This window comes from Vibrio penaeicida (assembly GCF_019977755.1).
Classification (GTDB): domain Bacteria; phylum Pseudomonadota; class Gammaproteobacteria; order Enterobacterales; family Vibrionaceae; genus Vibrio; species Vibrio penaeicida.
Genome location: NZ_AP025144.1, coordinates 2,432,029 through 2,457,663 on the forward strand (window position 1 = coordinate 2,432,029; position 25,635 = coordinate 2,457,663).

17 protein-coding genes are annotated in these 25,635 nt (G+C 43.2%); 5 read left to right on the top strand and 12 right to left on the bottom strand.

All coding sequences use genetic code 11. The features are described from left to right. Positions 1-23 precede the first annotated feature (23 nt). The 4 genes from LDO37_RS10900 (at position 24) to cydC (ending at position 6,958) form a co-directional block, all read left to right on the top strand. Complete coding sequence (locus tag LDO37_RS10900) at positions 24-1,742, top strand: hypothetical protein (RefSeq protein WP_126608861.1); 1,719 nt, start codon at positions 24-26, stop codon at positions 1,740-1,742. A gap of 568 nt (positions 1,743-2,310) precedes the next feature. After that, a complete protein-coding gene (trxB, locus tag LDO37_RS10905; protein WP_101111277.1) occupies positions 2,311-3,267 on the top strand; it encodes a thioredoxin-disulfide reductase in 957 nt (318 codons plus the stop codon). A gap of 198 nt (positions 3,268-3,465) precedes the next feature. Next, on the top strand, positions 3,466-5,247 hold the full coding sequence (gene cydD, locus LDO37_RS10910; RefSeq protein ID WP_126608860.1) for a heme ABC transporter permease/ATP-binding protein CydD: 1,782 nt from the start codon (positions 3,466-3,468) through the stop codon (positions 5,245-5,247). After that, a complete protein-coding gene (gene cydC, locus LDO37_RS10915) occupies positions 5,240-6,958 on the top strand; it encodes a heme ABC transporter ATP-binding protein/permease CydC (RefSeq protein WP_126608859.1) in 1,719 nt (572 codons plus the stop codon). The genes cydD and cydC overlap by 8 nt, the downstream gene beginning before the upstream one ends. Before the next feature lie 139 nt (positions 6,959-7,097). Here the strand turns inward: cydC and LDO37_RS10920 are convergent, their stop codons facing one another. The 8 genes from LDO37_RS10920 to LDO37_RS10955 form a co-directional block, all read right to left on the bottom strand. Continuing rightward, the gene (locus LDO37_RS10920; RefSeq protein ID WP_126608858.1) at positions 7,098-8,015 is read right to left on the bottom strand and encodes a substrate-binding domain-containing protein; all 918 of its coding nucleotides are present in this window, start codon (positions 8,013-8,015) and stop codon (positions 7,098-7,100) included. A gap of 99 nt (positions 8,016-8,114) precedes the next feature. Beyond that, on the bottom strand, positions 8,115-8,885 hold the full coding sequence (locus LDO37_RS10925) for an ATP-binding cassette domain-containing protein (RefSeq protein WP_126608857.1): 771 nt from the start codon (positions 8,883-8,885) through the stop codon (positions 8,115-8,117). After that, positions 8,882-9,955 carry an ABC transporter permease gene (locus LDO37_RS10930; RefSeq protein ID WP_126608856.1) on the bottom strand — a complete coding sequence of 358 codons (1,074 nt, stop codon included), beginning with the start codon at positions 9,953-9,955 and terminating at the stop codon, positions 8,882-8,884. Before LDO37_RS10930 ends, LDO37_RS10925 begins: the two co-directional genes overlap by 4 nt. Before the next feature lie 126 nt (positions 9,956-10,081). Then, positions 10,082-11,101, bottom strand: a complete 1,020-nt coding sequence (locus LDO37_RS10935; protein WP_126608855.1) for a sugar ABC transporter substrate-binding protein — start codon at positions 11,099-11,101, stop codon at positions 10,082-10,084. A 163-nt stretch (positions 11,102-11,264) separates the two neighbouring features. After that, positions 11,265-13,736, bottom strand: coding sequence for a hybrid sensor histidine kinase/response regulator (locus LDO37_RS10940; RefSeq protein WP_126608854.1), 2,472 nt, complete (start codon positions 13,734-13,736; stop codon positions 11,265-11,267). 3 nt (positions 13,737-13,739) lie between these two features. Further along, a complete protein-coding gene (locus tag LDO37_RS10945; RefSeq protein ID WP_185829877.1) occupies positions 13,740-14,474 on the bottom strand; it encodes a response regulator in 735 nt (244 codons plus the stop codon). Between the two features lie 212 nt (positions 14,475-14,686). Next, positions 14,687-15,769: a 3-phosphoserine/phosphohydroxythreonine transaminase gene (serC, locus tag LDO37_RS10950; protein ID WP_126608853.1), complete on the bottom strand. Its 1,083-nt coding sequence runs from the start codon at positions 15,767-15,769 to the stop codon at positions 14,687-14,689. 154 nt (positions 15,770-15,923) lie between these two features. Further along, positions 15,924-17,186, bottom strand: coding sequence for a DUF945 family protein (locus tag LDO37_RS10955; protein WP_126610294.1), 1,263 nt, complete (start codon positions 17,184-17,186; stop codon positions 15,924-15,926). A 583-nt stretch (positions 17,187-17,769) separates the two neighbouring features. On the opposite strand from LDO37_RS10955, the gene LDO37_RS10960 reads away from it, so the two are divergent. Beyond that, on the top strand, positions 17,770-18,312 hold the full coding sequence (locus tag LDO37_RS10960; RefSeq protein WP_126610293.1) for a hypothetical protein: 543 nt from the start codon (positions 17,770-17,772) through the stop codon (positions 18,310-18,312). Between the two features lie 146 nt (positions 18,313-18,458). On the opposite strand, the gene LDO37_RS10965 is transcribed toward LDO37_RS10960, so the two are convergent. From LDO37_RS10965 to LDO37_RS10980, 4 genes are all read right to left on the bottom strand, one after another. After that, positions 18,459-22,415 carry a zinc-dependent metalloprotease gene (locus tag LDO37_RS10965; protein WP_224055197.1) on the bottom strand — a complete coding sequence of 1,319 codons (3,957 nt, stop codon included), beginning with the start codon at positions 22,413-22,415 and terminating at the stop codon, positions 18,459-18,461. Positions 22,416-22,482: 67 nt separating this feature from the next. After that, positions 22,483-23,340 carry a hypothetical protein gene (locus tag LDO37_RS10970; protein WP_126607322.1) on the bottom strand — a complete coding sequence of 286 codons (858 nt, stop codon included), beginning with the start codon at positions 23,338-23,340 and terminating at the stop codon, positions 22,483-22,485. A 558-nt stretch (positions 23,341-23,898) separates the two neighbouring features. Next, positions 23,899-24,756: an ABC transporter ATP-binding protein gene (locus tag LDO37_RS10975; RefSeq protein WP_224055447.1), complete on the bottom strand. Its 858-nt coding sequence runs from the start codon at positions 24,754-24,756 to the stop codon at positions 23,899-23,901. Positions 24,757-24,764: 8 nt separating this feature from the next. Beyond that, positions 24,765-25,631 carry an ABC transporter ATP-binding protein gene (locus LDO37_RS10980; RefSeq protein WP_126607254.1) on the bottom strand — a complete coding sequence of 289 codons (867 nt, stop codon included), beginning with the start codon at positions 25,629-25,631 and terminating at the stop codon, positions 24,765-24,767. Positions 25,632-25,635: the final 4 nt, after the last annotated feature.

Here is a 25,635-nt window from a genome sequence, read left to right on the forward strand (position 1 = left end):
ATATTTATAAAAGGAGTAGGCTAGTGAATAAGTTAGTCATCGCTGCAGGTATTGCTGCAGTGGGAGCTGGTGGATATCTTTACACCCAGCAGCAGGCATCTCAGTCCGTATCTGTCTTAGATCAAATCCCGTCAGATTCTGCATTTGTTTCAGCACAATTGACACCACTGGAACTGGACAAATTTTTAGGTTCTATGGGCAGTGTCCCTTCAATGGATGACATTCTGGAACTCACAGAAACTGATCCACAGCAGATGACGAATCGTGAGACTTTCTTTATCACGCTTGGCGATACTTACTTTAAAGCTATCCAAAGTGGCGAAGCATACAAAGCAGCTTTTGGTGCACCTGACACGCTAACAAGCTACGTATACCTTGTTGGTTTAGCGCCTGTGTTTAAATTTGATGTTGCTGACGAACAAGCCTTTTGGGCAACATTCGATAAAGTAGAAACAGACAGTAATTTCAAGCATGTTGCTAAAAAAGTCGGCGATGTGGCTTATCGCTCGTACAGCTTGGCTGAAGAAAACAATGAAACAAAACTTGAGTTTGTTGTCGCTGTTCATCAAGGCATTGCAACCATTACCCTAGACTCTGCAGACTTTGGGGCAACAAGCCCTCTCAAGGTTGCTTTGGGTGTTGAAGCACCAGTACAGTCAGTGGCGCAAGCAGACACCATAAACAAGATGCTAGCAGCGCATCCTGAGCTTGGTAAAGACTCTGTTGGTTACCTAGATCATCAACAGTTCGCAACTGGCTTCACCACAACTGATGGCAATTTGCTTGCTAAGCACATCGCTAAAATTAGTGAGCTAATAAAAGCAGAGAATCCGTCTTCGGAGAACCCATTGACCGCTGTTCAAACGGAGCAATGTAAGACAGAAATCGCTGGTATTGCTGCAAACTGGCCAAGAACGGTATTCGGTGCAACCGTCAATGAAAATATGACGATGGACATGGATATCTTAGTTGAGAGCAAAAACTCAGTGATCCTAGATGCACTTAAGTCTATCCGTGGCTTTATACCAGCATTGAATGACACTCAAAACAGTGCGCTATCATTTGGGTTGGGTATTGATGTAAACAAATTGGCACCGGCTCTGAATGCGATATGGCAAGACGGCCTAGCGACTCAATACAGCTGTGCTCCTCTAGCCGAAATGCAAGCTGGTCTTCGTCAGGCAAACCCTGCGATGGTTGGTATGGCAACAGGCTTTGTCAATGGCCTAAAAGGTGTAAGCTTCAACCTGTTTGATTACGGCTTTGGTGAAAGCGAATACGGTGAAGAGCTGAACATGCTGGATGCGTCTGTTTCGATTTCAGCAGATAACCCAGTTGCACTGTTCCAAGCGGCTCAAATGATGGAACCTTCGCTATCTCAAATCCAGATTCCAGCAGATGGAACACCGGTTGAAGTTCCACCACAACTGGCTGAGCAATTTGCAGAGATTGGTACAGTCTATGTCGCGTCGAAAGGCAACCATCTGTCGTTCTATACTGGCGAATCGGCAACGAAAGCAGCGACGAACCTGTTCGGTCAAGCTCTAGAATCCAATGGCTTGTACAACACTTACATCAGCTACAGCAAACTATTTGGTCCGTTTGTTGAGATGATGAAGCGCAGTGGTGAACCAGTTCCTGCGGAACTAGAGCCGTTCATTCAAGATGATATCGAAGCGAACATGACGTTTGATGTAACAGACAAAGGCTTAGCTTTTGAAATGAGTAACATTCGCTACTAAGCCATTTTCTGAAAAGCAGTTCGCTGTAGAGCAATTCGATATAGAGCAACTCGCTATAAAGAAAATGACGCTTTTATGTCTTAGAAGCTTCGTTAATTGAACAAGAAACCACCAAGTTTTGGTGGTTTTTTTTAGCTCGATAAAAACAACATACCCGACCAGTCAAAAATAAGAGATATACCCAAGTAACCTCAAAATGCATAGTTCAGCGAGAGTTAACTGGCTTTCAGGCAAGGCACCGATATGAAGATCTAGCCATTCTAAATCAAGAATCGGTAACGCTGTATGAAAGCCAGTTAAACTCGCCCGTGGGAGCCCATATTCTGCCTCACTTCCTCGTCAAAGAACTTGGAAAGGACTCGTCATTCCACTGCGTTCCTGATTTTGAAGTAGAAAGGCTTGAATTGAAACAGAATATGAGGCTCTGAATCCAGCATCTTGAGGTCACTTGGGTATACGTTCTAAACTATAACCATTTAATTGCTTTAACTGCGTTGCAATTGCTTTCTTTCGTCCCCACTATTTTTTACAATCTACCCAAAATAATTATTCAAATTTCGGAGTCCTAATGAGCGACGTAAAGCACTGTAGTCTTTTAATTCTTGGTTCTGGTCCTGCGGGTTATACCGCTGCCGTATATGCCGCGCGAGCAAATCTTAATCCAGTTCTTGTCACTGGCATGCAACAAGGCGGACAGTTAACCACCACTACAGAAGTAGAAAATTGGCCTGGCGATGCAGAAGGTCTTACTGGTCCAGATTTGATGGAACGAATGAAAGAGCATGCTGAACGTTTTGAAACTGAAATTTTGTTCGACCATGTCAATGAAGTTGATTTCAGCGAGCGCCCTTTCCGCTTGAAAGGTGATTCGGCTGAGTACACGTGTGATTCACTTATTATTTCTACTGGCGCTTCTGCAAAATACTTGGGCTTAGACTCAGAAGAAGCTTTCAAAGGACGTGGTGTATCAGCTTGTGCAACTTGTGATGGTTTCTTCTATCGTAATCAAAAAGTTGCGGTTATTGGTGGTGGTAACACTGCTGTAGAGGAAGCACTTTACCTATCGAACATTGCTTCTGAAGTTCACCTTGTTCACCGCCGTGACACGTTCCGTGCAGAGAAAATTCTCGTTAAGCGCCTGATGGAAAAAGTAGAAAGCGGAAACATCGTTCTTCACACCGATCGCACACTAGACGAAGTGCTTGGTGACGATATGGGTGTAACAGGTGTCCGTATCAAAGATACGCAGTCAGACGCGACTGAAGATTTAGATGTAATGGGCGTTTTCGTCGCGATTGGTCACCAACCAAATACGGCGATGTTTGAAGGCCAACTAGACATGAAAGACGGCTACATTGTGGTTAAATCTGGTCTTGAAGGAAACGCAACGCAAACCAGCATTCCAGGTATTTTTGCTGCGGGTGATGTTATGGATCACAACTATCGCCAGGCAATCACTTCAGCTGGAACAGGTTGTATGGCTGCGTTAGATGCCGAAAAATTCTTAGACGGTCTAACTGACTAATTCTACAATCGACCGATTCTCTGAGTGACTCGTTATCTAACCGAGCTGCGAACCACTTAGATTGATTAAAAATCCGGCTTCATTGCCGGATTTTTCGTTTTTATTTTCGACTCTTACGAAGCTTACCGCTGCATCTTTGGCACACTTAGGTATATAATCCCCCTTTCAAAAATAAATTCTGAATTTAAAGTCTCTTACATGGACAAACATAAGCAGCGCGCCTTAAATAAATGGCTCAAGCAACAAAGCAAACTCGCCAAACGCTGGTTAATGATTACCGTCGGTCTGGGCGTCGTATCTAGCCTCTTCCTTCTTGCCCAAGCAGCCCTGCTGGCCACCATTCTTCATCAGCTCATTATTGAAAATACTGACAAATACGACTTGCTTCCTCATTTTGCAGGTTTGATTGGTGCCGTTATCGGAAGAGCCATTTGCAGTTGGGGTCGAGAATTAGCTGGGTATCGTTGTGGAGAACAGATCCGTACATACGTAAGACAACTTATCCTCGATCGGCTTCGCGAGCTCGGTCCTGCCTACATAAAAGGCAAACCTGCCGGTAGCTGGGCAACCTTGCTGCTTGAACAGGTAGAAAATCTCCAAGACTTTTTTGCGCGTTATTTACCTCAGGTATCACTGTCTGTACTGGTTCCGTTTGTTATTTTAGTGGTGGTTTTTCCAACAAACTGGGCCGCGGGGCTTATCTTCTTAGTGACGGCTCCATTAGTCCCCTTATTTATGGCGTTGGTCGGCATGAAAGCCGCCGATGCTAACCGTAAAAACTTTAAAGCACTGCAACGCCTATCAGGGCACTTCTACGACCGATTGCAAGCAATGACCACAATTCGTTTGTTTGACCGAGCGCAATCGGAAACCGAGGTGATGCGAGGCGCTTCTGAAGTCTTGCGCTCACGCACTATGGATGTCTTACGCGTCGCGTTTCTTTCTTCAGCCGTTCTAGAATTCTTCACGTCTATCTCTATCGCCATTACCGCGGTTTACTTCGGCTTTGCCTTTATCGGTGAATTGAACTTTGGCTACTATGGCGCTGCCATCACGCTGTTTTCAGGTTTGTTTATCTTGATTCTGGCTCCTGAGTTTTATCAACCTTTACGTGACCTCGGTACCTTCTATCACGCCAAAGCCCAGGCCATCGGTGCAGCGGAAAGCTTAGTCGAGTTTCTCGAAACAGATGTCGACAGCGTTACCTCAGGTACATCGGAAATAGCCAAATCCGCACCGATATCTTTAAAAGTGAAAGATTTAAAAGTATTCAGCCCAGAAGGCAGTCAATTACTTGGTCCTGTCTCGTTTGACTTAGATACCAGCCAAACGACTGCAATTGTTGGCCCAAGTGGTGCAGGGAAAACCAGCCTTATTAACGCCATACTTGGCTTCTTGCCGTATGAAGGACGCATAGAAATCAACGGCATTGATTTGAAAGAGGTCGATTTGATCAGTTGGCGTAAAAACATAAGCTGGGTGGGTCAAAACCCCCTACTCCTGAATGGTTCTATTTTAGAAAATGTTACGTTTGGTCGTGAAACGTCTAAAGAAACTCTAAGTCAAGTTTTGAAAGACAGCTATGCCAATGAATTTGTATCTCAACATGGTTTAGATTACATGGTCAGTGATCGCTCGGGTGGTCTTTCTGTCGGTCAGGCACAACGACTCGCACTCGCAAGAGCAATGCTACAAAATGGCGAATTTTGGATTCTTGATGAACCCACTGCCAGTCTGGATGCAAGAAGTGAAAAATTGGTACTGGAAGGCTTAGCGAGCCAGATTAAATCCAAAACGACGCTGATGATTACCCACCAACTCTCACCATTGAAAGACGTCGACAATATTTTGGTTATGGCAGATGGACAAATCGTGGAACAGGGGCATTTTGACTCTCTCAATCAACAAAATGGCTTGTTTGCAGACATGCTGAAGTCGAGTATGGATTCACACAACGATAAGGGGAATCTAGATGCGTGATTTATTGCCCTATCTGAAACTCTACAAGAAGCATTGGTTTGGTTTATCGCTAGGGATGCTACTCGCGTTCGCAACGTTATTCGCTTCTATTGGGTTGCTAACGTTGTCTGGCTGGTTTATCGCAGCTTCTGCTGTGGTTGGTTTGTCTATTGCTCGTGAAACCTTCAATTACATGCTGCCCGGAGCGTTTGTTCGTGGTTTCGCAATGAGCCGAACGGCTGGTCGCTGGGGTGAACGCGTTGTGAGCCACAATGCGACATTCAAGCTTCTTACCGATTTACGTATTTTCTTTTTCGAAAAATTAACTCCGCTGATCCCAGGTAAAGTTGCCAACATTCGCGATGCTGATCTACTCAACAGATTGGTTGCAGACATTGATGCAATGGACCACGTGTACCTGAGGCTTATTAGCCCACTAGTAGTCAGCACGCTTGGTATTATTTCACTGACGGTTTTTCTTTGCTGGTTTGATCCTGTATTAGGGTTAACCTTGGGTGGCATTTTACTCTCTCTCGTCTTTATCTGGCCCATCATTTTTTATAAGTTAGGTAAGCTCAACGGTCAGCAACTGACGCTCAATAAGTCGGACCTTCGGGTTGCAACGCTCGATTGGATTCAGGGTCATGCCGAACTGGTGCTGTTTGGGGTTGAAGAACGCTACCGCCGTAACATTGCGGATAAGCAATCCGATTTAATGGTAAACCAAGCAAAACATGCGCGAATTACAGGGCTTGCTAGTAGCCTTCTTATGCTTGCCAGTGGTTTGACATTAGTGCTCATGATCTGGCTAGCGGCAGATGGCGTCGGAGGACGAGCACCTGATCCTTATATTGCAATGATTGCATTCGCGACAATGGCGAGCTTCGAAGTGCTGATGCCCATCGCTGGCGCGTTCCAATATTTAGGGCAAACCGTGACATCGGCTAGACGCCTTAACGAAATTATCCATGCCGATCCAGAAGTCACATTTGTGGAGCAAAGTAACGCTCTTCCAGCTCATTTCTCGATGGAATTGTCTGACGTTACTTTTGGCTATGACCCTTCCGTTCCCGTTGTTAAGAACATTAATTTGTCGGTTGAGCAAGGGCAAAAAATAGCGATTGTGGGTCAAACAGGCTCGGGGAAATCGACCTTGCTGCAATTGGCAACGCGAATTTGGGATCCACAACTTGGTTCTGTATCCATTGGTGGGAAAGATCTTACTCAATGGAATGAAAGTGCCCTAAGGCAATCCACTTCGGTGATTAGCCAACGTGTCGATATCTTAAATGGTACTTTACGAGATAACCTTACTATCGCCCTACCGGATGCTGAAGATAAGCAGCTTATTGATGCGCTAGTACAAGTTGGGTTGTCTAAACTGAATGAAGACAAAGGGTTGGATACTTGGCTTGGCGAAGGCGGTAGGCAGCTTTCTGGCGGCGAAAAAAGACGAATCGGCATCGCTCGTGCCATTTTACGCCGTTCCCCTATTGTCCTAATGGATGAACCAACCGAAGGTCTAGATAAGCAAACTGAACAGCAAATGGTTGCCTTATTTGAGAAACACTTTAGCGACAAGACCATGATATTCATTACCCACCGCTTAGTCGGTTTGGACACGATGGATAAAATTTGTCTCATGGAGCAAGGGGAGTTTATTGAAACAGGCAGCCACGCAGAACTTATAGAGAAGAAAGAGCGTTATTATCAGCTTTGCCAAACGCTATAACTCGCCTCCGCACCATACCTTAATTGGTGCATGTAAAAATGTGAGATAAATTGAAGCCAGAGTCCAAGACTCTGGCTTTTGCTTAAGGCGTTTCAGAGCACTTGAGGATAGGCACTTTAACGAAGTTTGAAGACGTCACTTACCAACCGGAAAACGCCCTGTAATTTGATGCATTAATAAATTCAGGCTGAATCAAGACTAGCTCTTTCTCTACCTTTCCACCGCCAATCAGTTCCAGTCCTATTTGCACAGCTTTGCTGCTCATTTGCGCAGGGAACTGCGCTGCCGTCCCCAGCCAGTTTTGGCGATTCTCCTTTAATGCCTCAATGACTAAAGGCGCGCCATCAACGGAAGTAATCCAAACATGGGCGCCAGATTGAAGTAATGCTTGCTCTGCACCTAAAGCCGTTGGATCGTTAATCGCAAACACTCCATCTATCTTTTCATAAGCATGAAGTGCATAGGCCATGGCTTCTAAGCCACCATCATAGCTGCCCGTTCCGTTGAGGTTTGCATCCAGTAACTCAATGTCGGGGTAGTCATTAAGAACGGATTTACAACCCGCCACACGATCTAAACTGGCAGAAACAGGAGGACCATTGATGATAAGAACTTTGCCTTTTTCATTGAGTTTATTCACTAGGTTCAAACACGATATTTCGCCTGCTTGAATATTATCCGTTGTAATAGTGACATCCGCACCAGACGCCCTTACATCCACTGCTATTACACGAATTCCGGCACGTTGTGCGCGGATCACCGCTGGTGCAATCGCCAATTCATCGGAAGCGACAAGCATGATTAAGTCCACTTTTTTATCAATAAAAGACTCAATCTGTTGGATTTGCCGATCTAAATCGTAAGCGCTAGAACGAACGATAACATCGATACTTTTGTTCGGTAATTCCGCCACTTCCGACTTAATGCTTTTGATCATTTTGACAAAATAAGGGTTGGTAAGATCAGCAACTGACACACCAATAGAATAGTCAGAACTTGCGTAAGCTCTGGGAGCCAAAGCAACACTCACCATCAATAAAAGCAAAAATTCACGCATACATGACACCTTTATTTTCCAACTCCCCCCTTTGGGTAAGGAACCTTTGCGACAGACGTTCAAATAATGCCATCAAAGGGGGAAATTGTTGTGTATTATTCAGGCAGCTGTGCCCGGTTCTACCGCTCCTGTCATAATAGCAACCGCGTCCGACATAGAGTGTGTTTTCGGTGTAATTATATCTGCACGTTTACCCAGTCTGTGAACATGAATGCGATCCGCGACTTCAAAAACGTGGGGCATATTGTGGCTGATCAACACCACTGGAAGCCCTCTGTCCCTTACATGACGAATCAAGTTGAGTACTTTTCTGGATTCTTTCACACCCAAAGCGGCTGTAGGCTCATCCATGATGACTACTTTACTACCAAACAAAGCTGACCTTGCTACCGCGACGCCTTGTCGCTGACCACCAGACAGCGTTTCTACCGTTTGGGTTATATTCTGAATGGTCATCAAACCAAGATCCGCTAACTGCTGTTTTGCCCTTTCATTCATGGTTTTCTTATCCAGCATACGAAAAACTGAACCCAGTATTCCGGGGCGGCGAATTTCTCGCCCTAAAAATAGGTTATCGGAAATATTCAGAGCGGGTGCGACCGCCAAGTTTTGGTACACTGTTTCTATGCCCATTTCTCTTGCGTTCATCGGACTTTTAAATGAAACCGCCTGCCCATCTAACTTCACTTCACCTGCATCAGGAACGAGCGCTCCCGATAACGCTTTAATCAAGCTGGATTTCCCCGCACCGTTATCACCAATCACTGCCAGAATTTCGCCCTTATAGAGATCAAAATCCGCTCCATCTAAGGCCGTGACTCGACCGTAACGCTTCACTAACCCTCTTGCTTGCAATACGACATCACTCATACTGATACCTTTCTGATCCAATGGTCCACACCAACCGCGACAATAATCAACGCCCCAACGGTAAACTCTTGCCAAAGCACATCTACACCAAGCAGAGCTAAACCGTTTCGAAACACACCTACAATGAGTGCACCAATCAGAGTACCGAATATAGAACCTCGCCCACCAAACAAGCTGGTCCCACCAATCACCACCGCGGTAATGGAATCGAGGTTGGCGGTGTAACCCGCTTGAGGGCTTATCGACCCAATGCGACCAATTAATACCCACGCACCAATGGCACAAACGAACCCAGCAACCACATAAACCGACATCAATATCTTCTGAGTACGAATACCGGCTAGCCTCGCAGCATCTGGATCATCGCCCGTGGCGTAGACATGTCGCCCCCACGCCGTCCAATTCAACGCATACCAAATCACGGCAAAGAGCACGATCATAAGCATGGACCCATAGGTTATCCGCGCACCAAACAATTCGACGGTTTCGCCCATCCATTGCAGCAATGGCGCATTCTTGGCAATAGCTTGAGAACGAATAGTTTGGCTGTTGGAATACCAAAGATTCAGTGCGAAAAAGATGTTCCACGTACCAAGTGTTGCAATGAATGGGGGAAGCTTAAAGCGCGAGACCAATAAACCATTAATCATACCCGCCAATGTACCCACCAGCATGCCTATACCAAACGCCAAAACAGGGGGTAAACCAAAATCCATTACCATGCGCCCCATTACGACGGAACACAAGACCATAATCGCGCCCACCGACAAATCGATCCCGGCGGTTAAAATGATGAGCGTTTGGGCAATACCAAGTACACCGATAATCGTAACTTGCTGTAGGATCAGTGACATGTTGAACGGGTGTAAAAATCGGTCACCAATCAGAAAACTAAAAATGGCAACCGCTAAAATAAGGACTAAAAATGGGGCTGCGGTCGGCTGATTATGTAAAAACCGCTGCACGTTTAAGCCAATCGATGTTGGCTCTTTAAATTCAGCAAAGCTTTTGTCCGTGTTTTGCTCCGCTGTTTTTTCAAAATTGGGCTCTGATGACGAAGGGTGTGTCATAGCGTTTTCCTTAACTTTGTACATCTGACCTGATCGCACTCGACGCGGCGCTCAGGTTTGTTCCTCATTCACCTCAAAAGAATTCAGGTGAACGAGGATTACGCTTTCATTAGTGAACTCTGAACACTACCCCCAACACTTGCCTAACCCTTGTGCTGATGTTGAAGATGCAACGCCATCAACGGGTTCATCTGTAATCAGCTCCACACCGGTATCAAAGAAGCCCTTACCAGGGGTCGCTCCGGGTTTAACACCCGACTTCGCGTATTCCGCAATAGCCTCTACGCCCAGAGAGGCCATTTTCAATGGGAACTGCATCGACGTTGCACCGATCACTTTGTCTTTAATGTTTTCTACGCCCGGACAACCACCATCAACCGATACTAGGAGCACGTCTTTCTCTTTTCCAACCGCTTTTAGTGCCTCATATGCGCCCGCTGCTGCTGGCTCGTTTATGGTGTACACCACGTTAATGCTCGGATCTTTTTGTAGAAGATTTTCCATTGCGCGACGACCGCCCTCTTCAGAACCTTGGGTCACGTCATTGCCGACAATACGAGAGTCATCTTCATCACGCATTTTGTTTGCGTCTTTGACGTCAACACCAAAACCTTTCAAAAATCCTTGGTTACGAGCGACATCGACAGTAATACCAGCAGTGCTTAAATCTAATAACGCAATTTTGGCGTCTTTCGCTTTTGCACCCAGTTTGGCTTTTGCCCATTTACCAATCAGTTCACCTGCAAGGAAGTTGTCGGTAGCAAACGTTGCATCGGCGACATTGGCTGGAGAAAATGGCGTATCCAGTGCAATCACAACTATGCCGGCTTTACGAGCCCTCTCGATAGAAGGTGTTAATGCGACAGGGTCACTTGCGACAATTAAAATGCCCTTCGCGCCCGATGAAATAAGATTTTCTACCGCTTGAATTTGTGAATCGTTATCTCCATCGTATCGCCCAGCGAAAGAACGTAATTCCATTCCCAATTCATTCGCTTTGGCTTCCGCTCCCTCTTTCATCTTGACGAAAAAAGGATTGGTGTTGGTTTTGGTGATTAAACCCACAATGGTTTTGTCTGCAGAAAATGCATGAGGTGCGCTGAACATGGCTGCCGTTAATGCGGCGATAGTGACTAGCTTTTTCATGGTTTACTCCCTTACAAATTATAAATCCAAGGTCAGTTCCTTCCTTGGTTTTACAAAAGTGACAGGGAAAAACTAATGAATGATTTCAAAGCGAAGAAAACTCGTTAACAATTGAAATAATACATCTAGCTTTTTGATTTAATGGCATTATTTATATACACACTTACGATATGTTGATCATCGCTTTTAATTGTTCGTACTGAAAAGGTTTGGCGATAAAGCGCCATTCAGGATTGAAATGATGGTGTTCGATTAGAGATTCAATCGGTAGCCCTGAAGTGAGTATAACGGGCAAACTAGGACTATCAGAAGCAAGAATCTGACGTAGCTGCACACCGTCTTCAGTTGAGCCCAAATTCACATCGGAGATAACCAAGTCGCATGTATTTACCGCCAAATGTTCCAGCGCATGCTGCACTGAATGAACCACACTCACTTCAAACTCCATTAGTGCAAGCTGCTCTCGAATAACACCGGAAACTTCGATGTCATCTTCGACTAATAGAACCGATGCATTGCGCTTAACAGTAATAGCGGGGTCATTGATTTTTTGTTGTCCATTCTCTAGTTTAGGCTGCTGACCAATTGGAAGAATGAGCTTAACGCTTGTGCCTTGTGAAAGAGACGATTGAATGTCGATCTCCCCTCCACTTTGTGTAACAAACCCATAAACCATACTGAGCCCCAAACCGCTCCCTTCACCAGTTTGCTTAGTCGTAAAAAATGGCTCTAACGCGCGCTGCATAGTTTCTTTACTCATCCCATCACCGGTATCAATAACTTCAAGAATAATGTGTTCACTTTGGGACGATTTATATGTCGACAGCGTGAGTTCTCCACCATTGGGCATAGCCGAAGAACTATTCAAAATTAAGTTTAAGAGTGCATTCTCCAATTGAGAAGGGTCAACATAGATGCACTGCTCCCCCAGTGCCAAATCGGTATTAACAGTGATATTCGGCGTCACACAGTAGGCAGAGATGTCAAGAACACTCGCAATCAGGTCATCTACGGGCACCCACTCCGGATACAGTTGCTGCTTGCGGCTAAATGCCAATAGCCGCTCCACCAACTGGCTGCCTTTTTCTGTCACTAAGAGCGCTCTGGAAAGATATTTTTCTTGGCTTTCACTGAGGTTTGGCAACATTTCAAGCAGTTGTAAATTCCCCATGAGTGAGGCCAGTAAGTTATTAAAGTCGTGCGCGACTCCACCTGTAAGCTGCCCCAGCATTTCCATTTTTTGGGCTTGTTGTAGTTGTTGCTCTATCGCCTTTCTTTCTGAGAGATCACTGTAAAGTGTTACAAAACCACCCTCAGGCATAGGCTGGCTCCGAAATTCAATAATTCTGCCATCATCGAAATAGCGCTCAAATACTGCTGAACGGTCTTTCCTTTCTTCATTTAACTCTTGTAGCTCTAGCGTTTCTTGCATTAAGTTGCGCGTGCGAAAAGGTGTTCTTGCCATGAGTGTTTGTAAGTCATTTAAAGGCATGCCAACCGTCACTTCATTAGGTCTGAGCTTAAATAACGTGAGGTAACGTCTATTCCACGCAACCAAGTTATCTTGATCGTCAAACACACTGAGCCCATCTTGGATATTGTTGAAGATGGCTTCGAGCAAATTCTTTTGAACTCGCAAATCTTCTGTTACTCGGACTTTTTCTATGGCTTCTGTTTGGAATGCTTCGAAGGTTCTAGCAAGCTCCCCTATTTCGTCATTACGCTGAATATTCGCCACGGCGATATTGGTCTTACCTTGCGCCAAGCTCGACATTTCTTCGGTCACTGTTTTGAGGTCACTCGTCAACACGGAGTTGAAACGGTGGAGATAAATACCGCTCAGCAGCAACAGTAATATGATGATAGATATAAACACAGTTGCCCGATCTATTGCCCGTTCGGATTGCTTTTGCTGAAACCTCAAATGTTGCTGCAAAGCAATCACAAACTCATGTACCGATGCGGTCATTTGATCCGATTGCGCCCGAATAGAAGAAAGAACATACGCATTATTACGGCGAACTTCAGACACATTTTTCTGCTGGGCTTTGAGCTCCGATAAAATATTTGAGATTCCAGAAAGCGCCTGTTGGTTCGCATACGTTTCCATTTGTTCAATGAGAACATGGGGCACAGCCATTGGATTTCCAGTAAAGGCGTTAATGAAAACCTCTCCTTGGCTGTGAGCCATTAGAGGATGCAAGTCGAATTGAAGTGAAAGAAGGTCTTCACGAGTGAAGAGTTCTTTCGTTACGTTAGCTAGCAAGGCTTGAATGGATGTATCCAGCGTTTCTACTTTTTTCAACAAGGTATCTTTGGCTTCTGGATTGTTTAGGTGATCCGCAACGGACTTAAGATCTTTAATTTTTTCTTGCAGCCTTTGGCTTTCATTTTGAACATGAAATGGTCGTGCAAAATCCGCGGCATAAGGTGCCATTGCCGCGACTTGAGCAACGCTTTCTGAAAGGCTGAGCGCGGTATTGATATCTTCAAGGGTTTCTGAGGCAATATCGTCAATAAGAGCTTGGTTCTGCTGAGTGGTATAGACAAAAACACTGGCAAGAGAAAGGGTAAGCAGCAACGTACCAACAACCGAAAATAGGAGCTTAGTGCGGATACTTTGCAACCGAATCATAGGTTAACCTACCCGAGTTACGTTGCTGCTAAACACATAACCTACACCTCGTTCCGTTTGAATGAACTCGGGCAACCGTGGGTTGTTTTCAATTTTCCTTCGTAATCGGAGAATGAGGACATCAACCGTTCTGTCACTCGAATCCGAGGCTAGACCATGGGTTTTGTCCATCAGTTGATCCCGTGACAATACACAATTTGGTGAGGTGATTAACGCTTGAAGCAGTGCAAATTCTCCGTACGTTAAACTGACTTCCTTACCCGATTCGTGAAGAAGCTGTCTGGTCGACATATTTAGGCTCCAAGGTCCGAAGCGATATTGTTCGTGCTCTACTTGAATTGCCTTCGTTTGCGTTAAGTCTGACCGTCGAAGCAATGCATTGACACGAGCAATCAGTTCCCGAAGGTTAAACGGCTTCATCATATAATCATCAGCAGCGATTTCTAAGCCGATGATACGGTCGGTTTCATCGCCTTTGCCGGTAAGCATCATGATTGGGACTGTGCTTTGTTCCCGAATTGCCTTTGCTAGCTGCAAACCATCCTCTTGTTTCAACCGCAAATCCAACAATATGACATCAGGATTGTCTTGTTTGAACGCAGACATAAGCTGATCGCCATTCTCAGCCAATATGACATTATGTCCTTGCTGAGATAAGGCATCTCCAAGTACATCTCGAATGTCTTGGTCGTCATCCACGACAACAACTGTGCGAATACTCTTTTCCTTGAGTTGCAAACTTCAGCTCCAAATTGCGAGAAATTTTATTGTGATAACACTCATTTAGTCAGTTTGGCGAACAAATGCTCAAAAATTGTGACTTGTGTAAAGTCTATACCTTATAAGCACCCTTTGCTTTGAGCACATAAGACAATCAAGTAGCGCACGAAAAACGGAGACAAAAAAACCCAGCACATGGCTGGGTTCTTAAAATTAAACTTTGCTAGCTGTTAGGCATATTCGATCTCGAACTGCTTCATAAATTCAACTAAAGCTTGCACACCTTCAAGTGGCATTGCGTTGTAAATAGAAGCACGCATACCGCCCACTGCTCGATGACCTTTTAACGCCTGTAAACCAGCTTCTTGAGCTAACTCCAAAAACTTACCGTCTAATTCAGGTTTCGCTAACTGGAAAGGTACGTTCATGCGCGAGCGGTTGTTTGGGTGAACCTGATTACGATAAAAATCAGAAGCATCAATGTAATTGTACAGTAGATCTGCCTTCTCTTTGTTTACCTGCTCGATTGCTTCTACACCACCTTGCTCTTTCAACCATGCAAACACTAGCCCAGACAAATACCATGCATAGGTAGGTGGAGTGTTGAACATGGAATCTTTTTCAGCCAGTACCTTGTAATTAAGAACACTTGGAAGTGCGTCTGATGCCAATTCAAGTAAATCTTCACGAACGATTACGATACAAATACCCGCTGGACCGATATTTTTCTGAGCACCTGCGTAAATGACACCATATTGAGAGACATCGATTTTACGAGATAGGATAGTGGATGAAAGATCCGCAACAATGGGTTTATCTGTAATAGGCAGTTCTGTAATCTCTACGCCATCAATAGTTTCATTCGGGCAAAAGTGTACATAAGCAGCGTTTTCATCAATTTCCCATTCGGAAGGTGGAATAACCGCAACTTTGCCATCAACTTCCGTTTTCGCGTCGATAACACGAGGTTGACAATATTTCTTTGCTTCCGTTACTGCACTTTGCGCCCAGTAACCTGCATCAACATAGTCTGCTGTTGTTTTATCGCCGAGCAGATTCATTGGTACTGCCGCGAACTGAGCGCGAGCACCACCATGGCAAAACAACACTTTATAGTTGTTAGGGATGGACAGAAGATCCCTTAGATCTTGTTCTGCTTTTTCAGCAACAGCAATGAATTCTTTACTGCGATGGCTGATTTCCATTACCGACGTGCCAATACCATTCCAGTTGATGAATTCAGCTTGCGCTTTTTCCATTACCGCTTTAGGTAAACCTGCTGGGCCTGCACTGAAATTATAAATCGGTTCCATGATGAAGAATGCTCCTGCGTTAAAATACAAATCGAGATTTACATCAGTAATACCACTTTTTGAGATCGGGAAAAAGAAAAAAACGGAGAAAACACAAAAAAAGAAGTCTTATGACTTCTTTTTATATTCAATTCGCTATTTTCGGTAAAGAACTCTACTTACCACCAGCCATCAAAGGCATGAATAGTGCAAGAAGTGGTATTTGCTTCCCACTAGAGAAGGTTACCTGACCGTTAATCAGCTTCGCATTCAAACCAACGCCTTTGGCGTCTTCGCTAGCAAACTCCATAATCAAAAGCTCATCTATGTTTTCTCGCACAAATGGATAAGATTGAAGTAGCTCATTAGAAATGAAAGCGTCCAGATTTCCCTCAACGACATTCAATAATACAGATGCATTTTGAGAAACATTTTTTTGCCCAGAGGGAACGGTTAACTGCCATGCTGATTGGAAGTCCCCTCCATCTAAATTGAGCGCAAACTTGTTAAGCTGAACGCCAAAGCCGGTTTCGACCAATTGATCCAGCAATGGCATACTTTCGTTCATTCGCTCTTCTGTCAGATTCTCGCCAGTCCCATAAATCGAAATAAGTTGCTCTAGTGCTTGGCTGTTAATACCGTTAAAAGCAAAATCTAGCTCTAAATCTTTGGCGTGATTCTCACCTGTTGATGCACTTTTAATGGAGAGTGTTTGCACGCTGTCAAATTTTTCACCTGATTCGTTTTTATTGGTTTTCAGCACATATTGCAGATCTTCAAGTTGAAAATCGTTTTCCCCAGAAGCTGATGAAAGCTGAAAACCTTTGACGCTGATGTTTTGCTGACCAACCCACAAGCCCCCTTCACGTTGCCCTGCTCCTTCACCAATAAAGCTGTTCAAAACCAAATTGTCGCCGTTAGAAAAGTTAACCGACGCTTTTGGCACGGTAACTGTCGCTTCTAGCGCACCGGCAACAGAGGCTACACCTTGTGCTGAATACTGACCAACAATGAGTTCGGCACCTTTAGCATCAGTAAAATTGAATTTTCGTCCCACCAACTCAAAGTTAGTGTCTCCGTTCAATTTAGTTTGGGTCGCCAGCTCGAATTGAATGAGCAGTGAGTCTTTCACATAAGAATGCGCATCGATCCCAACCAAGCCATGGCTAATGTCATGTACAACTTCGATTGAAGCAGGCAAACCGTCGGCCTCTAGGCTTTTGACTAACTGCGGGTCGGTGATTGTGTAGCGAGTGATTGCAGTCGCAGAAAAGTAACCTCTGTCGTATTCGGCTATCTCTGCCTTAACAGAACTGCTATTTAAATTTTGTACACCATCTTCGATAACTTTTTGCGCTATCTGACCGACTGCAAGTGGCCAACATGCCACCAGAAGAATAGCACCGCCAATAGCGCCCATTTTTTTAAGAGAATGCATGCTGTCTTTAATATGAAGTTAAAAAACGCAGTCTACATCAATTTACGCAAGAAGTGGAAAGCGTATGTATACTCAAACCACCTCAAGATACTAGGTTCAGCGAGAATTGCTTGGTTTTCAGGCAAGGTACCAATTTGCAGATCTAGTGGCTCTAAATCAAGAATTGGTTACGCAGCATGAAAACCAAGCAAACTCGCCCTTGGGATCTCATCTTCTGTCCCATTTCATCGTCAAAGAACTTGGAAAGGACTCGTCATTCCACTTCGTTCTTTTCCTTGAACTGACACAGAAGATAGAGCTCTGAATCCTGCACCTTGAGGTGGTTTGAGTATATATCTAGAAACACTTCCATTTTAACTGCAAAAATTCGCGAGCAAGACGTAACCAAACACATTGAATTGCGTGACGAAGAGGGAATTTCCGTCAATATGGTTAGAAAACCTCCACAAAAATGGAAATTCTTTTAAATTTTTGATGAATCCTAGATTGGATGCATTATCATATTCCCTAGTAATTCAAAGAACTTAAAGGCTTTGCTCTATCATGCACTGCCTGTACCAACTACATAAGGTTTGTCTAAATTATGCGTAAGACACTGTTAGCCATTGGTTTGATGGCAGTATCGGCTTCTTCATTTGCTGCCGACAAGGACGAAGTTACGTCTATGAGCAACTTTAACTACGACTATGCTGAAGCTCGAATTGGTGCAAGCCCAATGACGTTTGGTGGTGGTTTTAGCAAATCAGTTCACCCAAATGCACATATGGTTGCCACCATTGATTCTAGATTTAAAGGTGACTTCAACCTGGCTGCAGGTTTTGGATTTCATGCTCCAGTAAATAATTGGGCTGACCTTACAGGTGAAATGCTATTCCGCGCGGTTGACAACGATAGCCAAGATATCGATACCGGGATGCAAATCAACCTTGGTGTACGCCAGTGGCTTGGTCCACAATTTGAGGTGGGCGGTAAAGTGGGTTACGTATCCATTAAGCAAAAAGATGAGTGGACAGGCTCTGTATACGGTCGCTTCCATTCAACCGAATTGTTCTCAATTGGTCTAGAAGGCTTACTAAATGACTTCTACGGCGACCAATTTATGATGACAGCAAGATTTAAGTTTTAATCTTATTTCCTAGTTAAATTTAAAAAGCCAGAGATTTTAGTCTCTGGCTTTTTTATACCCTTTTTTTAATGATTACTAGTTCACCTAGATGCATAAAAAGCCCCAACCTTTAGTTGGGGCTTTGAGCTTCAAAGTTGCTATTTTTGTTATTCTACAACAGGTAACTTACTGATCATCTTCACTTGATCGTGTTTCAATGATTCAAAGTCGTTACCCAAGAATCGTCCAATAATTGTTGGTTCAAATACGAACAGTTCATGAGCCTTATTGGCTTGCAAGAAGTTTGCTTCAAACAATCTAGCACTTTCCTTAACTTCAGCAAAAAAGTCTGAGATCCAGCCATTTTGATAGTTGACAATGTCTACATACTCTTTCGTGTATCGGCGTTCTCCAATAACAGCACAAACACCATTTGCAAATTCATACATACAGTTTTCTTTAGTTGATGATATCAGAATACCATCAGTCACTAATTGCTGAGTCATTGTCCAAAGAGCAGCAGCAAAGTCTGTAATAGAGCCATCGTCTAAACCTTTACGTATATTCTCTGCTCTAGTCATAACTTCATATGCTCCAATCTGCTGAATAATCGTAGAATGCGGAGCGGAGGACATAAACTGACCAAACTGAGGTGCACCTTGCTCTAATGCGTTAGCAAAAGCTGTGTCAAAGTTAGTCTTATATGTTCTTGCTTCATCCAGCCTATTCGAAAGCACGTAGGACAAGAGAACTTGTTCAACCTTAAATACATTAGACTGTTGCGCGTTTTGGATCATACTGCGGGCAATCGTATTTGGAATCCCAGCAGAGTAACGTACACCATCTAACTCAAGTTGAACGTGGTTCAATCTGTCGGCTTGTCCAGTTGTGTCATGAACTGAAATTGAATCAATGAAGCTACGTGCAGCAAATCGCTTCTCTGGATCTTCAGAGCTGGCTTCACTCGCTAGAGTTTTCAAAGTCGCAGAAACCAAATTGGTATCTGAGTTAATGTTTGTATTAGCAAACCAAGACATAACTACGTTTACAGGGTAAGGCATACGACTCACCTTCTGCTCGCTATAATCAGGTTTGTACTCTGCCAGTGAAACTACAGGGGCACCTGCAGCATTAACAAACTGGTATCCAGAATAAGCCGTTCCAGAAGTCCAGTGTTTCACTAACTCATCAACTTTCTCTCTAACATAAGGAATATCGATCATAGCAGTGTTGCCACCACGAACCATATCTCTGCTAGCAATAAGTTCAGCGGCTATTGGACGGAAGAACCAAACACCAAATGCGTCAATTTCATCCAGATTTCTCCAATCACTGATCTCATGATTAACGGTACTGCTTGCTGTCTGGTGGTTCATAAACTCACCACCTTTTAGCTCTGCCAGAACTTCGTAATCCGCGTCAGTAGATCTGTTTTCTCGGTTGTAAATAGCTAATCCATCTGTCAGATTCTCATCAAAACAATTCATTGGATATTCATGAGTAGCATCCACTTTCCAACGCACTTTAGAATACATCTCATGCAAAGGAATATTTTCATAACTAATACGATTACCGGATTTAGTTGCTTTGACCTGACACGTTTTCTCTGGAGTTGCTAATATCGACACCATATATTCTGCTGACGTTTGCGCAGCATTATAAGCGTGACAGAAAAAGTCATTTGCGCTGATTTCACAAGCTCTTTTACCAAGTGCATCAGGTGTGTCATAGCCCCAACGCTCAGAATAAGTTTCAAGTAGCCCCCATGACAACATACCCTGACTAGCAACATCCATTAAACGATTTCTAAAGAAGAAGTAGCGACCAATTGTGTTGGCTTCAGTAAACGAATAAGCATCTTCTCGGAAGTTAAATAGCTGATGTAAATTTTGCGTGTATTGATAATGATAACGAGTACTTTCTTCTGCGTTTGTACCTTCATCATGCCTATCACATGCCCAGTTACGTCCTACATTACCATCCGTACAAAATGCAAATTCTTTAATATCTAACGCTACTGTACCTGACTCCGCAGCTTGCTCTTTTAGATCTAACTCAAGCTGGATTAGCGGTGAATATTCTGAGCGTTCAGTATTTTCAGGTGTATCGGCTTGAACATATTGATTAGCGTACTTTCTGTCATAATCGCTTAGGCTTTTAAACTTCCCGTCACTGACTTCCACCTCACGTTTATAACCAATTCTGAGTGCTGCCAAATCATATGGACCTAAGACTGGCTCAATATCTAGCTCAGATGGGGCATAGTCCATTATAGAGGACATCGCAGGTTTTCCACGCAGGTTATAGTCTGTGACCATTTGATCAGTGTGGAAATTTGCACTGTCTGTAGAGCCTTCAAAGTTATGGCGAAGACCTAGATTATGACCAATTTCGTGAACTAACGTTGTTTTGTAGTTGTGTACACCAAAGATTCGGTTGACCTTGTCACGTTGAACAGAATTCAGTTCTGACCAGTCTTTCATCTTTTGTGTGTTTGTATCAATATAACCTTCCGCAACAAATTCGAAGCCAGGTAGGCTATTCTTACCTGTCGCTGATACCCAGACGTTGTCAGCAGAGAACATGGTGTTTCTTGACCAAAACTCCTCGACTTTTTCTTTGTCTAACGTCTCTGATACCACATCAAATGCTTCACCACTTAACTGAGAATATGCCTCATGACTTTGAATTTGTTCAGTCAGCGATAAAATTTGTTTCTGCTCAAAGTATTCGTTAACTTCCTCGGCACTTACCTCGTAAGAGTAACCACTGCTGGTACTTTCAGACTGAACTTCTTCAGATACTGTTGCCACAGCGCCTTGTTGAGCAGAAGCAATTGAGTCTGTTACTTGCTTTTCGACATTTGCTTGGTCAGCCAATCGTCCATTGTTGTATATGGTTGCGAACTGGTCCCACTGTCTAGGAACACCACGTAAGATAGTACCAGGGTACATGTTGGTATAGGCACTGATGATCTCCCCCGTAAATGGGTTTGATGTTGAAGGTCCGTATCCTAATAAACTTGTACCTGGTTCGGCAAACATGTTGATAGCATTATGTCTCAAATCACCAGACACTTTACCTGCCGCATTATTTGGATTGATTATGCGAACGGGTGGAACCCCTATCTCTTGCATTTGACGAGCCATAATGCTTACGGTTTCTATTGTAGCTTGGCGCCAAATTTCGTTACCAGGCTCAAAGAACTCATCATTCAAATAGAAATCTATGGTTTTCAAATTAGGAGAAAAGCGTTTTAGATATTCTCCCTGAGAAAATTCACCAGAGGTAGAACCATTAGAGTCGGGCTTCTTAAAGTCGCGCGTGAAAAAGCCAAATTTTTGCTGATCTGCTGGTGCTTGATAGATTGGTGTATAACTCTTATCTGAAACGGTATCTAGTCTAACCAAAGAGTAGAAGAAACGTCCTTTTCCTATTCCTTCTTTAAAGTGCTTCTCTAGTTCGATATTGATAACACCGTTAGAAGGGTTAAACTCGTGTTTAGCTACGGATGTTTCTTTACTACCTTCACCGTAGTAATCATTTACATCATCAACATAAGCCGAAAACGATTCATATTCAGGCAAGAAATGACTTCTCTCGTACCACTTTAACTCTAAATCCGGAACTTTTTCTTCTTTGTTGGTACAGTCACCATAGCTATCTTCTTTGCAGCGATATGACTCATATTCACCAGGAATTAAAAAGACACGTGTCTCTTCTTTTTCGTTTGGCCAACGGCTATCTTCAAGTTGACCAGGGTTACTTGAATCATATCGGACTTTATCCGGATCAATTTTTACCGCGACTAATCCACTTTCGACCAACTTCAATCGAACAGGGTATCCTTCACCAGACCCTGAATAAAAAGCATACATTCCTGAATCTCTAGGGGCGGAAGATGTAGAAGGGCGATATAACCAAATACCAGGAATAGGAATTTCTCGGATAGCACTTTCACCACTATCATTTTTATTTGAGAGGACTGGTTGCAAATTTGTTATTGAAGTAACAGATACTAAGCTTGGATCCTTAAACTTGTATTCATACGCTTGATCATCTGCACCACAACCGGTAATTGCTAGGCCTATAGCGGCAACTATTGCTAATTTTCTAAAATACATGGTAACTCCATTTGTACTTATTACATTTCTTTCAACGAGTTAGATTAACTTTGTTAAAAGGTTGTCCTTAGAAAGAGAATGTTGCTGTCGCAACATAAGTGGCTTTATCGCTGTCAAATAAGTCGATATTGCCTAAAGTGCCTCGCTCTGCATCGGCATAAACACCGCTTGAAGATGCACTTAACGAAAGGGAAAGGTAATCCGCTACCTTATAGCTACCGTAAGCACTTCCTCCGTACGTAAAACTATTTCGACGGGTACCCTGATAGCTGATTGAGTTGCCACCTAAGATGGAGAGCCCAAAAGAAAAATCACCACTAGAGATATTTGCTGAAGTCGAAACGGAGTAAATCCACTCGCTCAATGACTGACTAGCAATCGTCTTATACTGATGGAAATTTTTTCTCACTCTTGGAGATACTGAGATACCAATATCAGCAACTTTAAAACTAACCGGTACGGCTATTCGAAGAGCTGTGTTTAACTCTTGCTTTCTGGAATGCTCTGAAGTCGGGATAGTTAACTGCCCACTGATGGAGAGATTCCCTGTTTCGCCAAATTTAGCCAAACTAGAGTGAGAAAGACCTACTACGGAGTCTGTAAAGAAATCGCCAGTCTTATCTTCTAAGTTGCGATACGCACCTGTAGATAAGTAAGCGGTATACTTTTCTCTTGTTGCTCGAAAACTAGCGCTCCAGTTCAAAGCTCGTGAAGAACGATAATCATCTGGATGATAAATATTGGTTTGATAACCGAGCGATAAGCTACCGCCGTATTTGGTTTCAACTACTTCTTCCTGAACGGCACTGTTCGCTACTTCTTCTTGTTTAACTTCCTTTTGCTCATCTGCCAACGCATTACACGAGGCTAAAACACCAGTCATTAAAACAAGCTTTGGCAACGCAAATTTATTTGTGTGCTGCATAAACGTTTCCGTTTTTCCTGTTTAGTTTTCCTAAATTTGAAGTGCACGCGACCTTCCCTAAAAAATGAAAGGGATAAAAGGTTTACTGAAATTAATTCAGTCGCTACTCTTCAAAATATCAACAGTAATTAAAAGACATAAAAATATTGCGCTCACTAAATCAGAACGTGTTATAATATAACAATATTAATTACTGAGGTTTTATTCAGATATATAAAATAAATAGTCATAATAACTATGAGATTTTCCATAGCTATTATTCATTAAATATAACTAAATAATTCTATAATTAGATTTGATGCTTATTCATATGCTGTCTTTCCTGTAATTCCTTTTACGATATAAAGTGAGTATTAAATACTCAATCAAGCCCAGCCAAGACTTTGTTATTTTTGATATGATATATAGTTTGTTTATTATCCGTATGAGCAAACTATATTTAAATTGATAGGCGATAACCTAGTATTAACTATCTCTTAATTTTATATAAAGTTCATCTTATAGAGTGTATCTAATTATTAATATTCGACTTACTTCATCTTTTAAATGTAAATATTTCTAACCATCTATTAATAATCTTTCATTTTCATCTTTCGAAGGTGGTTTTGTATTTTTATGCTCCCGGTATTTAGGGTGCGTAATCGGTATCGCTGATAAAAGCGTTTTGGTGTAATCCGCTTGGGGATGGTCATATATCTCTTTTACATTCCCTAGCTCAACAATCTTACCAAAGTACATTACCGCAACTCTATCCGATACATGGCGAACGACGGACAAATCGTGTGAGATAAAAATCATCGCAAGATTCATCTCTTTTTGTAATCGAAGTAATAAGTTGAGAATCTGTGCTTGTACTGAAACATCTAATGCAGATACAGATTCATCACATATAAGAAGCTTAGGCTTTAGCGCTATCGCTCTGGCGATGCCTATACGTTGACGTTGCCCACCTGAGAATTCATGCGGATAACGTTCAACTGAGTTAGCAGGCAATCCTACTTTTTCTAGTAATTCCAATACCCATTTCTTACGTTCCTCATTGGTTCCCACACCATGAATTACGTAGGGCTCTTCTAAAATCATTCCGATCGTATGGCGCTGGTTAAGAGATTCCATTGGGTCTTGGAAGACGATCTGCATGTCTTTACGTAGGGGGCGCATTTGTCTTGGGCTTAGTTTGGTTATATCTTCGCCTTCGAAAAATATTCTGCCTTCTGTTGGTTCAAATAGCTTTAATATTGTGCGCCCAAGCGTGCTTTTCCCACATCCCGATTCGCCAACCAACCCCAGTGTTTCACCACGAGCAACAGAAAACGAAACACCGTCTACTGCTTTTACGGTGTAGCCCTTCTTTAAAATTCCTTTACCAGACACAAAATGCTGTTTAAGGTCAACAATTCTTAGTACTTCATCCATAACAGCCATTAGCCTCTAAACTCGGGAAATGCGTTAACATCTATTGGTTTAATTTCAATGGGTTGCTTTGGCTCATCATCTAAGCTTGGCATAAGACCCATCAACCTTTCTGTGTAAGGATGTTGAGGGTTGTCGAATAAATCGAATACATCAGCATATTCGACAACTTTACCGCCATACATTACTGCTACGTCATCGCATATTTCCGCAACGACACCAAGATCATGAGTAATGAATATCATCGCCATTCCCGTCTCTTCTTGAAGCTCACGCATGAGCTCGAGAATTGAAGCTTGAACCGTCACATCAAGTGCAGTTGTTGGCTCATCGCAGATCAAAATATCAGGCTTACACGCCAATGCCATTGCAATCATGACACGTTGCCTCATTCCACCAGATAGATTATGCGGGTATTCGTTTAACCTTTTTTCAGGCATTGGAATACGTACTTTTTCAAGCATTTCAAGCGAGTAAGCATTCCTTTCCGTTCTAGAGAGTTCTGGACGATGCAACTCCAGAACTTCATTCAACTGCCTACCTATCGTATGTACAGGGTTTAGCGCGGTCATTGGATCTTGAAAAATGATCGAAATATTATCACCGCGCATTTTGTACATTTCTTCAGGTGGAAGAGTGACAAGATCGGTTCCGCGGTACAATATCTCACCTTTAGTAACCCGACCATAAGGCTTTGGAAGAAGCCCCATGATGGACATGGACGTGACGCTCTTTCCACACCCTGATTCGCCAACGATACCTAAGGTTCTACCAGCTTTTACATCAAAGTTGACCCCATGAAGAATTTTCACAACGCCATCGTCGGTTGTAAATTCTGTTTCTAGGTCTCTGACACTTAATATTGTTTCCGCAGACATACCA